The organism is Mycobacterium sp. NGS54, assembly GCF_059812465.1.
In genome coordinates, this window is sequence record NZ_JCALCS010000001.1 from 497128 (window position 1) to 513073 (window position 15946).

Annotated in this window: 19 protein-coding genes; 10 read left to right on the forward strand and 9 right to left on the reverse strand. The window is 70.1% G+C overall.

What is annotated here, in order from left to right; all coding sequences use genetic code 11:
* Positions 1-2: 2 nt before the first annotated feature.
* Entirely contained in the window at positions 3-710 is a 708-nt protein-coding gene (locus AC5Y5E_RS02440) for a ferritin-like fold-containing protein (RefSeq protein WP_499901391.1), read from the reverse strand.
* A gap of 267 nt (positions 711-977) precedes the next feature.
* Between AC5Y5E_RS02440 and AC5Y5E_RS02445 the strand changes: the two genes are divergently transcribed.
* Complete coding sequence (locus AC5Y5E_RS02445) at positions 978-2492, forward strand: DEAD/DEAH box helicase (protein ID WP_499901392.1); 1515 nt, start codon at positions 978-980, stop codon at positions 2490-2492.
* A gap of 15 nt (positions 2493-2507) precedes the next feature.
* Positions 2508-3722, forward strand: a complete 1215-nt coding sequence (locus AC5Y5E_RS02450; protein ID WP_499901393.1) for an Rv3212 family protein — start codon at positions 2508-2510, stop codon at positions 3720-3722.
* A 21-nt stretch (positions 3723-3743) separates the two neighbouring features.
* Here AC5Y5E_RS02450 and AC5Y5E_RS02455 read toward each other — a convergent pair whose 3' ends face one another.
* A complete protein-coding gene (locus AC5Y5E_RS02455) occupies positions 3744-4544 on the reverse strand; it encodes a ParA family protein (RefSeq protein WP_499901394.1) in 801 nt (266 codons plus the stop codon).
* A gap of 113 nt (positions 4545-4657) precedes the next feature.
* Here AC5Y5E_RS02455 and AC5Y5E_RS02460 point away from each other — a divergent pair, with 113 nt between their 5' ends.
* Genes AC5Y5E_RS02460 through AC5Y5E_RS02470 form a run of 3 tightly spaced genes read left to right on the forward strand, consistent with a single transcriptional unit; the run spans position 4658 to position 6842 of the window.
* Positions 4658-5269: an acid phosphatase gene (locus AC5Y5E_RS02460; RefSeq protein ID WP_499901395.1), complete on the forward strand. Its 612-nt coding sequence runs from the start codon at positions 4658-4660 to the stop codon at positions 5267-5269.
* Positions 5266-6363 carry an isochorismate synthase gene (locus tag AC5Y5E_RS02465; protein WP_499901396.1) on the forward strand — a complete coding sequence of 366 codons (1098 nt, stop codon included), beginning with the start codon at positions 5266-5268 and terminating at the stop codon, positions 6361-6363. The genes AC5Y5E_RS02460 and AC5Y5E_RS02465 overlap by 4 nt, the downstream gene beginning before the upstream one ends.
* Complete coding sequence (locus AC5Y5E_RS02470) at positions 6360-6842, forward strand: GNAT family N-acetyltransferase (protein ID WP_499901397.1); 483 nt, start codon at positions 6360-6362, stop codon at positions 6840-6842. Before AC5Y5E_RS02465 ends, AC5Y5E_RS02470 begins: the two co-directional genes overlap by 4 nt.
* Here the strand turns inward: AC5Y5E_RS02470 and AC5Y5E_RS02475 are convergent.
* Positions 6794-7225, reverse strand: a complete 432-nt coding sequence (locus AC5Y5E_RS02475; RefSeq protein ID WP_499901398.1) for a hypothetical protein — start codon at positions 7223-7225, stop codon at positions 6794-6796. The two genes, AC5Y5E_RS02470 and AC5Y5E_RS02475, sit on opposite strands and share 49 nt — an antisense overlap.
* Positions 7226-7294: 69 nt before the next feature.
* Here AC5Y5E_RS02475 and AC5Y5E_RS02480 point away from each other — a divergent pair, with 69 nt between their 5' ends.
* Positions 7295-8260: a diacylglycerol/lipid kinase family protein gene (locus AC5Y5E_RS02480; protein WP_499901399.1), complete on the forward strand. Its 966-nt coding sequence runs from the start codon at positions 7295-7297 to the stop codon at positions 8258-8260.
* Between the two features lie 270 nt (positions 8261-8530).
* Positions 8531-8785: a transcriptional regulator WhiB1 gene (gene whiB1 / locus AC5Y5E_RS02485; RefSeq protein ID WP_066932419.1), complete on the forward strand. Its 255-nt coding sequence runs from the start codon at positions 8531-8533 to the stop codon at positions 8783-8785.
* A gap of 62 nt (positions 8786-8847) precedes the next feature.
* Here whiB1 and AC5Y5E_RS02490 read toward each other — a convergent pair whose 3' ends face one another.
* Together AC5Y5E_RS02490 and AC5Y5E_RS02495 are read right to left on the reverse strand one after the other, a co-directional pair.
* Entirely contained in the window at positions 8848-10350 is a 1503-nt protein-coding gene (locus AC5Y5E_RS02490; protein WP_499901400.1) for a sensor histidine kinase, read from the reverse strand.
* A gap of 31 nt (positions 10351-10381) precedes the next feature.
* Positions 10382-10597, reverse strand: a complete 216-nt coding sequence (locus AC5Y5E_RS02495; RefSeq protein ID WP_066932464.1) for a biotin/lipoyl-binding carrier protein — start codon at positions 10595-10597, stop codon at positions 10382-10384.
* Between the two features lie 173 nt (positions 10598-10770).
* On the opposite strand from AC5Y5E_RS02495, the gene AC5Y5E_RS02500 reads away from it, so the two are divergent.
* The gene (locus AC5Y5E_RS02500) at positions 10771-10845 is read left to right on the forward strand and encodes a 50S ribosomal protein bL37 (RefSeq protein WP_003416889.1); all 75 of its coding nucleotides are present in this window, start codon (positions 10771-10773) and stop codon (positions 10843-10845) included.
* A 7-nt stretch (positions 10846-10852) separates the two neighbouring features.
* Here AC5Y5E_RS02500 and rsrA read toward each other — a convergent pair whose 3' ends face one another.
* Both rsrA and AC5Y5E_RS02510 read right to left on the reverse strand, forming a co-directional pair.
* Positions 10853-11155: a mycothiol system anti-sigma-R factor gene (gene rsrA / locus AC5Y5E_RS02505; RefSeq protein ID WP_499901401.1), complete on the reverse strand. Its 303-nt coding sequence runs from the start codon at positions 11153-11155 to the stop codon at positions 10853-10855.
* Positions 11152-11802, reverse strand: a complete 651-nt coding sequence (locus AC5Y5E_RS02510) for a sigma-70 family RNA polymerase sigma factor (protein ID WP_499901853.1) — start codon at positions 11800-11802, stop codon at positions 11152-11154. The genes rsrA and AC5Y5E_RS02510 overlap by 4 nt, the downstream gene beginning before the upstream one ends.
* Before the next feature lie 269 nt (positions 11803-12071).
* Between AC5Y5E_RS02510 and AC5Y5E_RS02515 the strand changes: the two genes are divergently transcribed.
* The gene (locus AC5Y5E_RS02515; RefSeq protein WP_499901402.1) at positions 12072-12920 is read left to right on the forward strand and encodes an SDR family oxidoreductase; all 849 of its coding nucleotides are present in this window, start codon (positions 12072-12074) and stop codon (positions 12918-12920) included.
* 2 nt (positions 12921-12922) lie between these two features.
* Complete coding sequence (locus AC5Y5E_RS02520; protein ID WP_499901403.1) at positions 12923-13408, forward strand: YbaK/EbsC family protein; 486 nt, start codon at positions 12923-12925, stop codon at positions 13406-13408.
* Here the strand turns inward: AC5Y5E_RS02520 and AC5Y5E_RS02525 are convergent.
* Positions 13405-14226 (reverse strand): alpha/beta fold hydrolase, encoded by an 822-nt coding sequence (locus tag AC5Y5E_RS02525; protein ID WP_499901404.1) that lies wholly within the window; start codon positions 14224-14226, stop codon positions 13405-13407. The two genes, AC5Y5E_RS02520 and AC5Y5E_RS02525, sit on opposite strands and share 4 nt — an antisense overlap.
* A gap of 27 nt (positions 14227-14253) precedes the next feature.
* Positions 14254-15945 (reverse strand): PHA/PHB synthase family protein, encoded by a 1692-nt coding sequence (locus AC5Y5E_RS02530; RefSeq protein ID WP_499901405.1) that lies wholly within the window; start codon positions 15943-15945, stop codon positions 14254-14256.
* Between the last annotated feature and the right edge of the window lies 1 nt (position 15946).

The following is a 15946-nucleotide window of genomic DNA, read 5'->3' on the forward strand; positions in this document are numbered from 1 at the left end:
CGTCAGCTCAGGCCGAGTTCGCGCATCCGCCGGTCGTGCGTCTGCTGCAGGCGGTCGAAGAACGCGCTGAGCTGACCCAGGCCGCCGGGGCCGGACACCACCAGGTCGACCAGCTCGTCGTGCTCGGCCAGCACGTACTGGGCCTGGGTGATCGCCTCCCCGAACAACCGGCGGGACCACAGAGCCAGCCGGCTGCGCTGTTTGCCGCTGGACGTCACCGCGGCGCGCACCTCGGCGACGACGAACTGCGAGTGCCCCGTCTCCGACAGCGCCGCGCGCACCACGTCGGCGACCTCGTCGGGCAGCCCGTCGGCGATCTCCAGGTACAGGTCGGCGGCCAGCGCGTCGCCCACATAGGTCTTCACCAGCGCTTCCAGCCACGTGCTCGGCATGGTCAGCCGGTGATAGTTCTCCAGCGCCGAGACGTACTTCGACATCGCCGGCACCACGTCGACGCCGCGGCGTTCCAACGCGTCGCGCAGCAGCTCGTAGTGCTGCATCTCGGCGGCGGCCATGCTCGCCATGGAGATCCGTCCCCGCAGGTCGGGCGCCATCCGCGCCTCGTCGGTGAGCCGGTAGAACGCGGCGACCTCGCCGTAGGCCAGCACCGCGAACAACTCGTTGACGCCGGGGTGATCCGCCGACAGCCGCGAGGCAGGCGGATCGTCCACCTGATCGGCATGGGAGGACCCGGAAAGGGGCGGGGTCATGGCAACACTCTAGTCGGCGGGATTAGCACCAAATGGGCGCCAGCTTGCGACCAGCTATCATGGACGCAGGTATTGGCTGAATTTTTATCGCCCGCCAGTATCTGCGAAATGTGCGTGCACAGCTGGCCCGCCCGTCCTGACCCGCTCAGGCCGTATCAAGGGCCGCGCCTCGGCGACGTATTCGGAGTCGGAACTCGTGCGCGCGTGACCGCGACAGAGAAACACCGACACAAACCGATATGTCACCGAAAGGCTTATTACCCACGCATGAGCGCAACTGAACTGACTTTTGCCAACCTCGGCGTTCGCGACGAAATCGTCCGCGCCCTCGCCGAAAAGGGCATCGAGCGGCCCTTTGCCATCCAGGAACTGACCATGCCGCTGGCGCTCGCCGGCGACGACGTGATCGGCCAAGCCCGCACCGGCATGGGCAAGACCCTCGCCTTCGGCGTCCCGCTGCTGAACCGCATCACGTCCGGAATCGGCGTGCGGGAGCTCAACGGCACCCCCCGGGCCCTGGTCGTGGTGCCCACCCGCGAGCTCTGCCTGCAGGTGACCGAGGACCTGGCCGCCGCTGCCAAGTACCTCACCGCCGACGAGGGCCGCCGCCTGTCCGTCGTCTCGATCTACGGGGGCCGCGCCTACGAGCCACAGATCGAGGCGCTGCAGGCCGGCGCCGACGTCGTGGTCGGCACCCCTGGCCGGCTGCTCGACCTGGCCCAGCAGGGCCACCTGCAGCTGGGCGGGCTGTCCATGCTCGTCCTCGACGAGGCCGACGAGATGCTCGACCTGGGCTTCCTGCCCGACATCGAGCGCATCCTGCGCCAGATCCCCGAGGACCGGCAATCCATGCTGTTCTCGGCGACCATGCCGGGCCCGATCATCACGCTGGCCCGCACCTTCATGAACCAGCCCACCCACATCCGCGCGGAAGCGCCGCACTCGGCGGCCACGCACGACACCACCGAGCAGTTCGTCTACCGGGCCCACGCGCTGGACAAGGTTGAGCTGGTCAGCCGCGTGCTGCAGGCCGAGGGCCGCGGCGCGACGATGATCTTCACCCGCACCAAGCGCACCGCGCAGAAGGTCGCCGACGAACTGGCCGAGCGCGGCTTCAAGGTCGGCGCCGTGCACGGCGACCTGGGCCAGATCGCGCGCGAGAAGGCGCTGAAGGCGTTCCGCAACGGCGACATCGACGTGCTCGTCGCCACCGACGTCGCCGCCCGCGGCATCGACATCGACGACATCACCCACGTCATCAACTACCAGATCCCCGAGGACGAACAGGCCTACGTGCACCGGATCGGCCGCACCGGCCGCGCCGGCAAGACCGGTATCGCCGTCACCCTGGTGGACTGGGACGAGCTGCCCCGATGGTCGATGATCGACAAGGCGCTGGGCCTGGAAAACCCCGAGCCCGCCGAGACCTACTCGAACTCGCCGCACCTCTACGACGAGATGGGCATCCCCGCCGAGGCGGGCGGCACGGTCGGCTCGCCGCGCAAGTCACCGGTCAAGCGCCGCGACACCGACCGCGACGGCCGCCAGGGTGCGGACAAGCCGGAGAAGTCCGGCCGTTCGCGCTCCGGCGCGCCGCGCCGGCGCACCCGCGGCGGCCAGCCCGTCACCGCCCACCCCGCCACCGCCAACGGCGAAGCCGCCGTGACGACGTCGGAGACGCCCTCGGGCGCGCCCACCGGGACCTCCAGCAGCAGCCGGCGCCGCCGCCGGCGCCGCAAGCCCGCCTCGCAACCGAGTACAGCCCCCGCCGCAGCCAACTGAGGCCCGCGCCGCCGCATGGTCAAACCGGAGCGCCGCACGAAGGGCGACATCCTGGCCGCCGCGGCGATCGCGGTCGTCGTCGCCGTCGCGGCGGCGCTGATCTGGTGGACCAGCGACGCGCGGGCCACCGTCAGCCGTCCCGCCGCCACGCCGGCGCCCGCGCCGACGCCCGCCCGCGACGTCCCCGCCACCCTCAAGCAGCTGTGGACGGCGCGCAGCCCCGGCACCACCGCGCCCGTCGTGGTCAGCGGGACGATCGCGACCGCCGACGGCCGCCGGGTCGACGGGCGCGACCCCGGCACGGGACAGTCCCACTGGAGCTACGCCCGCGACAGGGACCTGTGCGGGCTGTCCTGGGTCTACCACTACGCCGTGGCCGTCTATCAGGACGACCGCGGGTGCGGGCAGGTCAGCACCCTCGACGGCGCCACTGGCCGGCGCGGCGCCGCCCGCAGCGGCTACGCCGACCCGAGCGTGCGCCTTTCCTCCGACGGCACCACGGTGCTATCGGCCGGCGACACCCGGCTCGAACTGTGGCGCTCCGACATGGTCCGGATGCTGGCCTACGGCGAGACGGACGCGCGGGTGAAACCGTCGGCGCGCGGGCTGCACTCGGGATGCCGGCTGATCTCGGCGGCGGCCAGCTCGTCGGCGGTGTCGGTGCTGGAGAGCTGCGCGCCCCAGGGCGACCTGCGGCTGGTCCTGCTGCGCCCGGGCAAGGAAGACGACGAACCTCAGCAACACGTCGTGGCCGAACCCGGGATCGGGGCCGATTCGGGCGCCCGGGTGCTGACGGTTTGGGAGAACAACACCGCGGTGTATCTGCCGTCCCCGCAACCCCGGATCGACGTCGTCGACGACACCGGCACCACCGTGGCGAGCACGCTGCTGGCCAAGCCGCCGTCGAGCTCTGCGGCGGTGTCGCAGACCGGCAACCTGGTGACCTGGTGGACCGGTGATTCGCTGATGGTCTTCGAGGCGACCAACCTGACCCTGCGCTACACGATCGCCGCGGGCGAGACGACGGCGCCGCTGGGGCCGGGGGTCATGATGGCCGGCCGGCTGCTGGTGCCGGTCACCGGCGCGATCGGGGTATACGACCCGCTCAGCGGCGCGAACGAGCGCTACATCCCGGTGAACCGGGCGCCGGGCGGCGCGGCGGTGGTCCCGGCCGTTTCGGGCTCCCGGGTGTTCGAGCAGCGCGGCGACACCGTGGTGGCCCTGGGCTGAGCGACCGGGCCGCCGCCGCGGCTAGATCTCGACGGCGAACGTCGGCAACGGTTTGCCGGTCTTCCAGTGCTTGAGCAACGCCTTCGCCAGCTCGGCGTAGGCCACCGCGCCTTTGTTCTTGCGCCCGGCCATCACCGACGACCCCGACGCGCTCGCCTCGGCGAACCGCACCGTGCGCGGGATCGGCGGAGCGAGCACCGGCATTTCGTAGCGGTCGGCGACGTCGACCAGCACGTCGCGGGTGTGGGTGGTGCGGGAGTCGTACAGCGTCGGCAGGGCGCCCAGCAGCCGCAGGTCCGGGTTGGTGATCTGCTGGACGTCGGCGACGGTGCGCAGGAATTGGCCGACGCCGCGGTGCGCCAGCGTCTCGCACTGCAGCGGCACGATGACCTCGTCGGCCGCCGTCAGCCCATTGAGGGTGAGCACGCCCAGCGACGGCGGGCAGTCGATGACGACGACGTCGAACTGGTCGGAGAGCTTGGCCAGCGCGCGTTTGAGCGCGTATTCGCGCCCGGCCCGCATCAGCAGCATCGCCTCGGCGCCCGCGAGGTCAATGTTGGCCGGCAGCAGCGTCATTCCCTCCATCGTCGTGACGAGCGCCGCGTTCGGCTCGACCTCACCGAGCAGGACCTCGTGCACCGACACCGGCAGCTTGTCGGGATCCTGGCCCAGCGAGAAGGTCAGGCAACCCTGCGGATCCAGATCCACGAGCAGCACCCGCTGGCCCTCGTCCGCCATCGCCGCCCCCAGTGAGGCCACCGTGGTCGTCTTGGCGACCCCGCCCTTCTGGTTGGCCACCGCCAATACCCGGGTCTTGCTCACGAACGCCCGCCCCTCCATTGTGTTGCCTCGCTCACAGTGCCCATCCTGGCATGTTCGACCGCCATGCGCTTCGGCCGACGGCCCGGCATGTCCGTCCGGCAGAATCGGTCGGCATGGGCATCTACAACCACCGGCTGGTGCTGCTCCGCCACGGCGAAACCCCGTGGTCCAAGTCCGGCCAGCACACCGGACGCACCGATCTCGAGCTCACCGATCACGGCCGCGTCCAGGCCGAGCTCGCGGGCCGCGTTCTGGCCGAACTGAATCTCGCCGACCCGCTGGTGGTCAGCAGCCCGCGCATCCGCGCGCTGACCACAGCCAAGTTGGCCGGCCTCACCGTCGACGAGGTGTCTCCCCTGCTCGCCGAGTGGGACTACGGCTCCTACGAGGGGCTGACGACCCCGCAGATCCGGCAGTCCGACCCCGATTGGCTGGTGTGGACGCACGGGTGCCCGGGCGGCGAGAGCGTGGCTCAGGTCAGCGACCGCGCCGACAAGGCCGTCGAATTCGCGTTGGGGCACATGGGCACGCGCGACGTGGTGTTCGTGGGCCACAGCCACTTTTCCCGCTCGGTGATCACCCGCTGGGTCGAGTTGCCGCTCGTCGAGGGCAGCCGGTTCTGGATGCTCGCCGGCTCGGTCGCCGTGTGCGGGTTCGAGCACGGCGTGCGGCAGCTCGCCGCGCTCGGATTGACGGGCAACCCTCAGGCGATCGCACCCGGGTGAGCACCGAACCGCCATTCGCGCTGTGCGGTCCCCGGGGGACGATCCTCGCCGAGGGGGTGCGCGCAAGTTACCGCGACCTGGGCGCGGCCCAGGCCGCGCTGCGCTCGGGCTCGGCCCCAATAGTGTTGGGCGCGTTGCCTTTCGACGTGAGCCGGCCCGCGGCCCTGCTGGTGCCCGGCGCCGTGATATCCACCGACGGGCCGCCTGACTGGCCGGCGGGCCCGCTGCCGCCGGTGCGCGTCGCCGCCGCGGTCCCGCCGCCGGCCGACTACCGCGCCCGGATCATTCGCGCGCGGGACGCACTCGCGGCACCCGACAACCCGCTGCACAAGGTGGTGCTGGCCCGTGCCCTGCGACTGGTCGCCGACGCGCCGCTGGATGCCCGCGAGATCCTGCGCCGCCTGGTCGTCGCCGACCCGGCCGCCTACGGCTACCTCGTCGACCTGACCGCAGCCGGCGACGACTACGCCGGCGCGGCGCTGGTGGGCGCCAGCCCCGAACTCCTGGTCGCGCGCAGCGGCGATCGCGTGGTGTGCCAGCCGTTCGCCGGTTCGGCCCCGCGGGCCGCCGACCCGGAGGTCGACGCGGCCAACGGGGCCGCGCTGGCCCGTTCCGCCAAGGACCGCCACGAGCATCGGCTGGTGATCGACACCATGCGCGCGGCGCTGGAGCCGCTGTGCGACGAATTGACCATCGCGGGAGAACCGCAGTTGAGCCGCACCGCGGCGGTCTGGCACCTGTGCACCCCGATCAGCGGCCGGCTGCGCGAGAAGTCAACCACCGCAATCGATCTGGCGCTGGCGCTGCATCCCACCCCGGCGGTGGGCGGCGTTCCGACGAAGGCCGCGACCGAGCTCATCGCCGAGCTGGAGGGTGACCGCGGCTTCTACGCCGGCGCCGTGGGCTGGTGCGACGCCGGCGGCGACGGCCACTGGGTGGTGTCGCTGCGCTGCGCACAGCTGTCGGCCGACCGCCGCACCGCGCTCGCCCGCGCCGGCGGGGGCATCGTCGCCGAATCCGATCCCGACGACGAAGTCGCGGAAACCACAACGAAATTCGCCACGATATTGAACGCGCTGGAAGTTGAGCAATGACGGAAAACATCCGCCGCGCCATCCCGCAGGACGCCGGCGATATTGCCGACATGATTCACGCGCTCGCCGAATTCGAACATGCCGCCGAGCAATGCACCGTCACCGAACCACAAATTTCCACAGCGCTTTTCGGTAATTCGCCCGTCGTGCACGGGCATGTGGCCGAAGTCGACGGCGCGATCGCCGCCATGGCGTTGTGGTTCGTCAACTTCTCCACCTGGGACTGCGTCGCGGGCATCTACCTCGAAGACCTGTTCGTGCGGCCCGGTTTTCGCCGTCGCGGGCTGGCCCGGGCGCTCCTGGCGGCGCTGGCCCGCGAGTGCGTCGACCAGGGCTACACCCGGTTGTCGTGGGCGGTGCTGAACTGGAACGTCGACGCCGTCGCGCTCTACGAGGGCGTCGGCGCCGCGCCGCAGCGCGAGTGGACCACCTACCGGCTGTCCGGCCCGCCGTTGGCCGAGCTGGCGCGGCGGCCCTGATCGCCGGCGGCGGCCCAGCGCACGGCCGCCGGGGTGAAGAGCAGCACCAACACGCTCAGCGCCAGCACCCCCACCGGGACGCCGAAGGCCGGCCGGTGCGAGCCGACCGCGACGTACCACGCCACGGGCAGCAACAGCAGCTGCGTGAAGACGCCCACCCCGCGCCCCCACCGCTTGCCGAGCAGCAGCGCGCGTCCCGCGGCCAGCACCACGCCGCCGACCAGAACGAACCACGCCGCCGTGCCCAGTCCGTTGACCACGCGCTGGTCGGCCCCCGCGATGCCACGCACCACCAGCACGATGGCCATGACCAGGGCGGCCGCGCCCTGCACCGCGACGATCACGCCCGCCGCACGGACGGAGGACGGGGCGCGCGGGGTCACAGCGTCAGCGTAGTCAGGCCCGCTTGCCCCAAAGCGGGGCCTTAACCGCCACGCATAAGCTCGTGCATCATGCGCGCCGTGCTGATCGTGAATCCCACAGCCACGTCAACCACTCCAGCCGGTCGCGACCTTCTCGCGCACGCACTCAAAAGCCGCCTGCAGCTGACCGTCGAGCACACCACCCACCGGGGCCACGGCACCGAACTCGCGCACCGGGCGGTCCAGGACGGGGTCGACTTGGTCGTCGTGCACGGCGGCGACGGCACGGTGAGCGGCGTGGTCAACGGCCTGCTGGGCCATCCGGGCACCGCCCCGGCGGGGCCCGTGCCCGCCCTGGCGGTGGTGCCCGGCGGGTCGGCCAACGTGCTGGCCCGGTCGCTGGGCATTTCCCCGGATCCGGTCGCCGCGACCAACCAGCTCATCCAGCTGCTCGACGACTACCGCCGTCACCAGACGTGGCGGCGCATCAGCCTGATCGACTGCGGCGAGCAGTGGGCCGTGATCAACGCCGGAATGGGCGTCGACGCGGAGGTGGTCGCCGGGGTGGAAAAGCAGCGCAACAAGGGCGTCAAGGTCACCCCGCTGCGGTATTGGCGCGTGGCGATACCCGTCACGCTGGCCTTCCGCCGTCGCGAACCGCTCCTCACGGTGGAGCTGGCCGGCCGCGAGCCCGTCACCGGCGTGCACTTCGCCTGGGTGTCCAACACCAGCCCCTGGACCTACAGCAACAGCCGCCCGCTGGTGACCAACCCCGGCTGCAGCTTCGAGTCGGGCCTCGGGGTGTTCGCCCTGACCGAGATGAAGGTGTTCCCCACGCTGCGGCTGGTCAGCCAGTTGCTGGGCAGCGGGCCGAAGGGCCACCCGCCGCAGCTCGTCCGCGACGACGACGCCGCCTGCCTGCGGGTGACCTCGACCGCGGGCCCGGTGGCGAGCCAGTTCGACGGCGATTACCTCGGGCTGCGCCAAACCATGACTTTCAGGTCGGTTCCGGATGCGCTGGCCGTGGCCGCCCCGCCCGGCAAAAATCACCTCTGAGCTGCAGCGACCGACTGCCGCGAGCAATATCACAGCGGAACCGGCCCGGCAGTGTAGTACAACGGACTAAGGGCTTGAATAAGAAGTCGGTGAAGTGAGATAGCCCACGAGGCTGCGCACGACTATTGACATCTGTTGAGCCTGTGAAACGATCGAAAGGTTGCATGCAGAAATTCATGTAGGGGCGCGGACCCTTTTCTTGTGCACGCTTTAACAGCCGAAGAAAAAGACCGTGCGCCTTGCTGCGCACTCAGTGAGGAGTAACAACTTATGGATTGGCGCCACAAGGCGGTCTGTCGCGACGAGGACCCGGAGCTGTTCTTCCCGGTAGGGAACAGCGGCCCCGCGCTCGCGCAGATCGCTGACGCGAAACTGGTCTGCAATCGGTGCCAGGTGACCACGGAGTGCCTCTCCTGGGCCCTGAACACCGGCCAGGACTCGGGCGTCTGGGGGGGCATGAGCGAGGATGAGCGGCGCGCACTCAAGCGTCGCAACGCCCGGACGAAGGCCCGCAGCGGAGTCTGACGGCAGTTTGCATACGGTGCGGCCCCGACGGATCGTCGGGGCCGCACCGTTGTGTAGGGCACTTACAGCAACAGCCGGGTCCGCCGCCCGATCGGCACCCGCAGCACCACGTCGGTGCCCCGGGCCGGGGCGTGCCGCATCCCCAGCGTGCCGTCCAGCTCCGCCGACACCAGGGTCCGCACGATCTGCAGGCCCAGGCTGTCGGAGTTCTCCAGGCTGAACCCGTCGGGCAGCCCGCGCCCGTCGTCGTGCACGACGACGTCGAGCCAGCGCGCCGAGCGCTCGGCCCTGATGGTCACCGACCCTTCCTGGGCCGCCGGGTCGAAGGCGTGCTCGATCGCGTTCTGGACGAGCTCGGTGATCACCATGATCAGGGCCGTCGCGCGGTCGGAATCCAGCACGCCCAGGTCGCCGACCCGGTTGATCCGGATCGGCCGGTCCACCGACGCCACGTCGTTCATGATCGGCAGGATCCGGTCGATGACCTCGTCGAGGTTCACCTGCTCGTCCACCGACATCGACAGCGCGTCGTGGACCAGGGCGATCGACGACACCCGGCGCACCGACTCGATCAGCGCCTCCCGGCCCTCGGCGTTGGCGGTCCGCCGGGCCTGCAGGCGCAGCAGCGCGGCCACCGTTTGCAGGTTGTTCTTCACCCGGTGGTGGATCTCGCGAATGGTGGCGTCCTTGGAGATCAGGGCCCGGTCGCGGCGCTTGACCTCGGTGATGTCGCGGATCAGCACCGCGGCCCCGGCGCCGGCGCCGTGAACCACCAGCGGCAGCGTCCGCAGCAGCACCGTGGCGCCCCCGGCGTCGACCTCCATGCGCATGCTCCGGCCGCCGGCCAGCAGGTCACGCACGTGCTCGGCCACCTCCTGCGCCTCGAAGGGGTCGGAGATCAGCGGCCGCGTCGCGTCGACGAGGTGGTGGCCCTCCAACTCCGACGTCAGCCCCATCCGGTGATAGGCCGACAGCGCGTTGGGGCTGGCGTACGCGACGACGCCGTCGACGTCGAGGCGGATGAAGCCGTCGCCCGCGCGCGGCGTCGAGCGGGACATGACCACGTCGCCGACGTCGGGGAAGGTGCCCTCGGCGAGCATGTGCACCAGGTCCGCGGCGCACTCCCGGTACGCGGTCTCCAGCTGGCCGGACGCACGGTCCGCGGCCTCCGCGGTCTGGTGCCGCGTCAGCACCGCGACCACGTGGCCGCCGTACCGCACCGGGGAGGCCGCGACGTGGGTGCCGGGCAGCTCCCACGAATGTTGTTGGCCCACATCGCTTTGGGGCGCGGCGGCACCGGTGTCGAAAGTCTCGGCGACGAGCGGCAGCCGGTCCGCGGCGACGACGGTCCCCACCGCATCGGTTTGCAGCACCGTGGGCGCGGTGTTGGGGCGGCATTGCGCCACGCACACCAGCACGCCGTCGTCGCGGCGAACCCACATCAGGTAGTCGGCGAACGACAGGTCGGCCAGCAGCTGCCACTCGCCCACCACCGCGTGCAGGTGGTCCACCGCGTTGCCCGGCAGCATCGTGTGTTCGGCAAGCAGATCACCGAGCGTGGACATGCGGATACGAGGGTTTCGGGTGGCCCGGCGGCTAGCTGATCACGGCGATGAGGTCGCCGGCCTGGATGACGTCACCGACCGACACGCTCACCTTGCTGACGGTGCCGTCGACTTCGGCCAGGACCGGGATCTCCATCTTCATGGACTCCAGCAGCACCACGATGTCGCCCTTGCCGATCGAGTCGCCCTCGTTGACGACGACCTCGAGCACGCTGGCCACGATCTCGGCGCGAACATCCTCCGCCATCTTCACCCCACTCATCCCGGCCATCGGCGCATGCTGGCTGCTGGTCTATCAAGCTCATGTATATCGAACCACAGGACCGGTGCGGACCGCGGCACGCGGGGCGTGAGACAATGTGAGACAAGCTAACGGGTGCGCGGCGCCCGATCGATGCACAATCACGGAGGTTGGAAGAAATGGCCAAGCGTGGCCGGAAGAAGCGCGACCGCAAGTACAGCAAGGCCAACCACGGCAAGCGGCCCAATTCCTGAGGGGTAGCTACTCCATCCCGCGAATGATGGTGGTCCGGCGGATCTCCAGCCGGAGGCGTTCCTTCAGGCCCTCGGGGGCCTTCTCGCCGGTGCACTTGGTCGCGATCAGCGCCTTGAGCCGCTCCTCGATCCCGTAGTGCTGGAAGCATCCGGGGCAGTCCTCGAGGTGCTGGCGCAGCCTCGCCTTCGCCTCGGGGGTGCACTCGCCGTCCAGCAGGGTCCATACCTCGGCGATCACCTCGGCGCAGCCCAGGCCGTGGGAATGACTGTCGTCGGCGCGGGGCTCGGCGGGGCCGGCAGACTCGCTCATGACGGCACCTCCTCGTGCGCCTGTTGACCGCGGGTGAAGCCGCGCTCCTTGGCCACGTCGGCCAGGAGACCGCGCAGCTGACGTCTGCCGCGGTGCAGCCGAGACATTACCGTCCCGATGGGCGTGTCCATGATCTCGGCGATTTCCTTGTACGGGAAACCCTCGACGTCGGCGTAGTAGACGGCCATCCGGAATTCCTCCGGCAACGCCTGCAGCGCCTCTTTGATCTCGTTGTCGGGCAGCGCCTCGAGCGCCTCGACCTCGGCCGAACGCAGGCCGGTCGAGGAATGCTCGGCGTTGGACGCCAGCTGCCAGTCGGTGATCTCCTCGGTCGGATACTCCGCCGGCTGGCGCTGCCGCTTGCGGTAGCTGTTGATGTAGGTGTTGGTCAGGATGCGGTACAGCCAGGCCTTGAGGTTGGTCCCGGCCCGGAACGAGCGGAACCCGGCGTAGGCCTTCACCATCGTTTCCTGCAGCAGATCCTCGGCGTCGGCGGGGTTGCGCGTCATGCGCAGCGCGCCACCGTAGAGCTGGTCCAGCAGCGGAATCGCGTCGCGCTCGAAGCGCGCCGTGAGCTCCTCGTCGGTCTCGCGTGGTGGTGCCGGTTCGGCAGCCTCCAGGCCCGTCTCCCCGTCGGTGTCGGCCATCTCGATTAACACGGTCCCTTCTGCAGCGGTGACGCCGGTGGGCACCGAAAGCGCCGCCAGACTCGCAAGCGAGCGGGTCAACTGCTCGTCCTCCAAGAGGCACGTCGCGGTTGGCACCAGACTGCTCCTCCCAATCTAAAGGCTGCCCCCGACAGTGTCCGTCCGGGCTGCGCATCTGCATCAGAAACCGACTGTTTTAACAGCATCCGCCAGCCGGCTATTTCCCGGGCGGAATCGGGGCGGTTCGGGCGTGGCGTTAATGTGACGCCATGTCCCTGAACGGCAAGACCATGTTCATCTCCGGCGCCAGTCGCGGAATCGGCCTCGCGATCGCCAAACGGGCCGCGCAGGACGGCGCCAACGTCGCGCTGATCGCCAAGACCGCCGAGCCGCACCCCAAGCTGCCGGGCACGGTGTACACGGCCGCCAAGGAGCTCGAGGAGGCGGGCGGGCAGGCCCTGCCGATCGTCGGGGACGTCCGCGACCCGGATTCGGTCGAGGCCGCGGTGGCCAAGACCGTCGAGCAGTTCGGCGGCATCGACATCTGTGTGAACAACGCTTCGGCGATCAACCTGGGCTCGATCACCGAGGTGCCGATGAAGCGGTTCGACCTGATGAACGGCATCCAGGTGCGCGGCACGTACGCGGTCTCGCAGGCCTGCCTGGCGCACATGAAGGGCCGGGAGAACCCGCACATCCTGACGCTGTCGCCGCCGGTGCTGCTGGGCAAGGAGTGGTTGAAGCCGACCGCCTACATGATGGCCAAGTTCGGCATGACGCTGTGCGCGCTGGGGATCGCCGAGGAGATGCGCGACGAGGGGATCGCCTCCAACACGCTGTGGCCGCGCACGCTGGTGGCGACCGCGGCGGTACAGAACCTGCTCGGCGGGGACGAGGCGATGGGTCGGGCCCGCAAGCCCGAGGTGTATTCCGACGCCGCCTACGTGATCCTCAACAAGCCCGCGCGCGAGTACACCGGCAACATGCTGCTGTGCGAGGACGTGCTGGTGGAATCCGGCGTCACCGACCTGTCGGTGTACGACTGCATTCCGGGTTCGAAGCTGGGCGTCGACTTCTGGGTGGACGGCGTCAACCCGCCGGGGTACGCGGGCCCCTAGCCGTGTCCGGCGCTGCCACGCCGGCTCTGGCCGCTCTGACCAAAGCCGGTGTGCCGCACGAGATCGCCAAGTTCGGTCACGATCCCCGGGAATCGTCGTTCGGCGTGGAGGCGGTCCAGGCGCTGGGCCGGGCCGGCGTGGCGCCCGGGCAGATCTACAAGACCCTGATCATCGCCGTGCCCGACGGGTTGGCCGTCGCGATGGTGCCGGCGGCGGCGAAGTTGTCGCTCAAGGCCGCCGCCGCGGCGCTGGGCGTGGCCCGGGCCGGCATGGCCGAACCCGGTGCCGCCGAACGCGCGACGGGCTATGTGGTCGGCGCGGTTTCTCCGTTCGGGCAGCGCAAGCGCCTGCCCACCGTCGTCGACGCGAGCGCGCTGGGCTGGGAACGCGTGTACTGCAGCGCGGGCCGGCGCGGCTGGGACGTCGCGGTCTCGCCGCACGACCTGATCCGGCTGACCGGGGCGGTCACCGCGGACATCCGGGCCTAGGCGCGCTCGCCCGCCTCGCTGAGAAAGCCCTCGATGACGGGGGCGAGTTCGGTCGCGTTGTGCACGATGTCGATGTGCCCGCCCGGATGCAGGTGCAGAATCGAATGAGGCAGCAGCCGGTGCAGGATGTGCGCGTTGACCACCGGGATGATCGGGTCGTCGGTACCCGCGACGATCAGCGTCTCCTGCCGCACGGCGGGCAGCGCGAACAGGCTCGTCCAAATCGACCCGGCGAGCAGTTGGTGCAGGTAGCCCATCTTCGATCCGGCGTGCAACTGGCGCACGAACAGGCGCGCCACGTCTTCACCGTGGGCGCGCACGGTACCGCCGTAGAGGTCACCGGCGATCGACGCGGCGTAGTCGGGATCCGAAAACCTGTGCGGGGTGATCATTTTGGACAGCACCGATAAGCGAGCGGGCACCATGAGCACGCCGGTGCCGGTCGCCACCAACACCATGCGACGGCAACGACGCGGGTTCTGGAAGGCGAACTGCTGCGCCAGGGCACCGCCCCAGGACAGCCCGAGGATGTCGACCACGCTGATGCCGAGTTGGGACAGCACCCGGCCCAAAACCCAGGCGAGGTAGGGAATCCCATACGGCAGCGGCGAGGTCGGCGATCCCCCGGTGCCCGGCACGTCGAACCTGATCACGGTCATCGGCAGCTGTTCGACCAGCGGATCGAGCACCTCGAGGCTGGCGCCGATGCCGTTGCACAGCACCAGCGGCACGCCCGGCCCCCGGCGCACGTTGACGCGGACGCGCTGACCGCCCGCGCTGACGTAGTGCTCCTCGCCCAGCGTGCTTGGCGTAACCACCCGTAGCCGCCTCCGTTGTGCCGTCACTCACTTGTCCATCACGTAGCGGCCCGGGGCCGGCCCGAGCGGCGGGAGTCCTTCTCCGCCGAGCTGTTTCGGCGCCCTGACCTCGGGGCCGCTCCGCTCGGCGAGCCAATTCGCGTAGTCCGGCCACCAGGAGTCGCTGGACTTCTGCGACGATTCCAGCCACTGCTGGGGGTCTTCGGCGTCGACGGCACCGGTCCGGAAGGACGCCTTCGGGTTGCCCGGCGGGTTGACCAGCGCCGCGATGTGGCCACTGGTGGACAGCACGTAGCGGTTGTCCTTGCTGCCGAGCAGGCGTGCGCTGCGATAGGTGGCCTGCCACGGCGAGATGTGGTCGGCGACGCCGCCGACGACGTAGGCGTCGGACGTGACCTTGCCCAGGTCGACGGGGCTGCCCAGCATGCTGACGGCGCCGGGGGTGACCAGCGCGTTGCGCATCGCCATCGACACCATGTCGCGGTGCAGCGCGGCGGCCATCCGGGTGGTGTCGGCGTTCCAGAACAGCACGTCGAACGCCGCCGGCTTGCGGCCCTGCACATAGTTGTTCACCCAGTACCGCCACACCAGGTCGGTTGGCCGCAGCCAGGCGAACATCTCGGCCATGTCGCGCCCGTCCAGGTAACCCTTGCGGCCCGAAACCCGGATCGCCGCCTGGGCCGCGCGGTCGCTCATCGCCGCCACGGCGAATCCGGCGCGGGTCTCGTCGAGCACGGTGACCGACAGGTTCAGACCCGCAATCCGGTCGCCCTGCCCGATGTCGGCGAGGTGGGCCGCCGTCATCGCGGCCAGGATGCCTCCCGAGCAGGTGGCCAGCAGGTGGGTGCTGTCGGTCCCGGCGATCTTCTGCACCGCGTCCATCGCCTCGACGATCGCGGCGCCGTACGCGTCGAATCCCCAATCCCGGTGCCGCTTTTGCGGATTGCGCCACGAGATCGTGAAGACCTGTTGGCCCTGCTGGACGAAGTACTCGATCATGCTGCGCCCGGGCGCGATGTCCATGATGTAGAACTTGTTGATCACCGGCGGCACCATGAGCAGCGGAACCTCGCGCACCTTGGCCGTCTGCGGTGCGTACTGGATCAGCTCGAACATCGGGGTCTGCAGCACGACCGCCCCCTTGGTGACGGCCAGGGTCTCGCCGACGGCGAACGCGTCGGGCTCGACCATCGCCGGCACCCGTGGCTTCGAAAGCATGTCCCGCGCAAAGGCTTTCAGGCCGCGGACCGCGCTCAGCCCCCCGGTGTCGATCATCGCCTTCCAGCCCAGCGGGCTGATCAGCGGGTTGTTGCTGGGGGCCAGGCCCTCGACGAGGTTGTCGACGACGAACCGCATCCGCTCGTTGTCGCGCCAGTCCAGCTGGGCGTCGGCGAGCAGACCCTCGGCGGTCTCGGCGCCGGCGAGGTAGGCCTGCATGATCCGGTGCAGCACCGGATTCTCCTGCCAGGCAGGGTCACTGAAGCGCTTGTCGGCCCGCGCCGGGACGCGTTGCGAATCCCCCACCGCGATGGCGCCCAGCTCGCGCGTCAGCGCGCCGATCCGGTCGGCCACCGCGCCCGGCCGCCGGGCGAGGCTCGCCCCGAAGTGGCTCCAGGTGGCATCGGGCATCATGCGGCTGACGAACGGCTTGGTAGCGCTGGTCAGCAGCAGGTCGAGCGGCGCGGCGAGCTCGTCGGGTTTCGTGTTTACAGTTGCCATG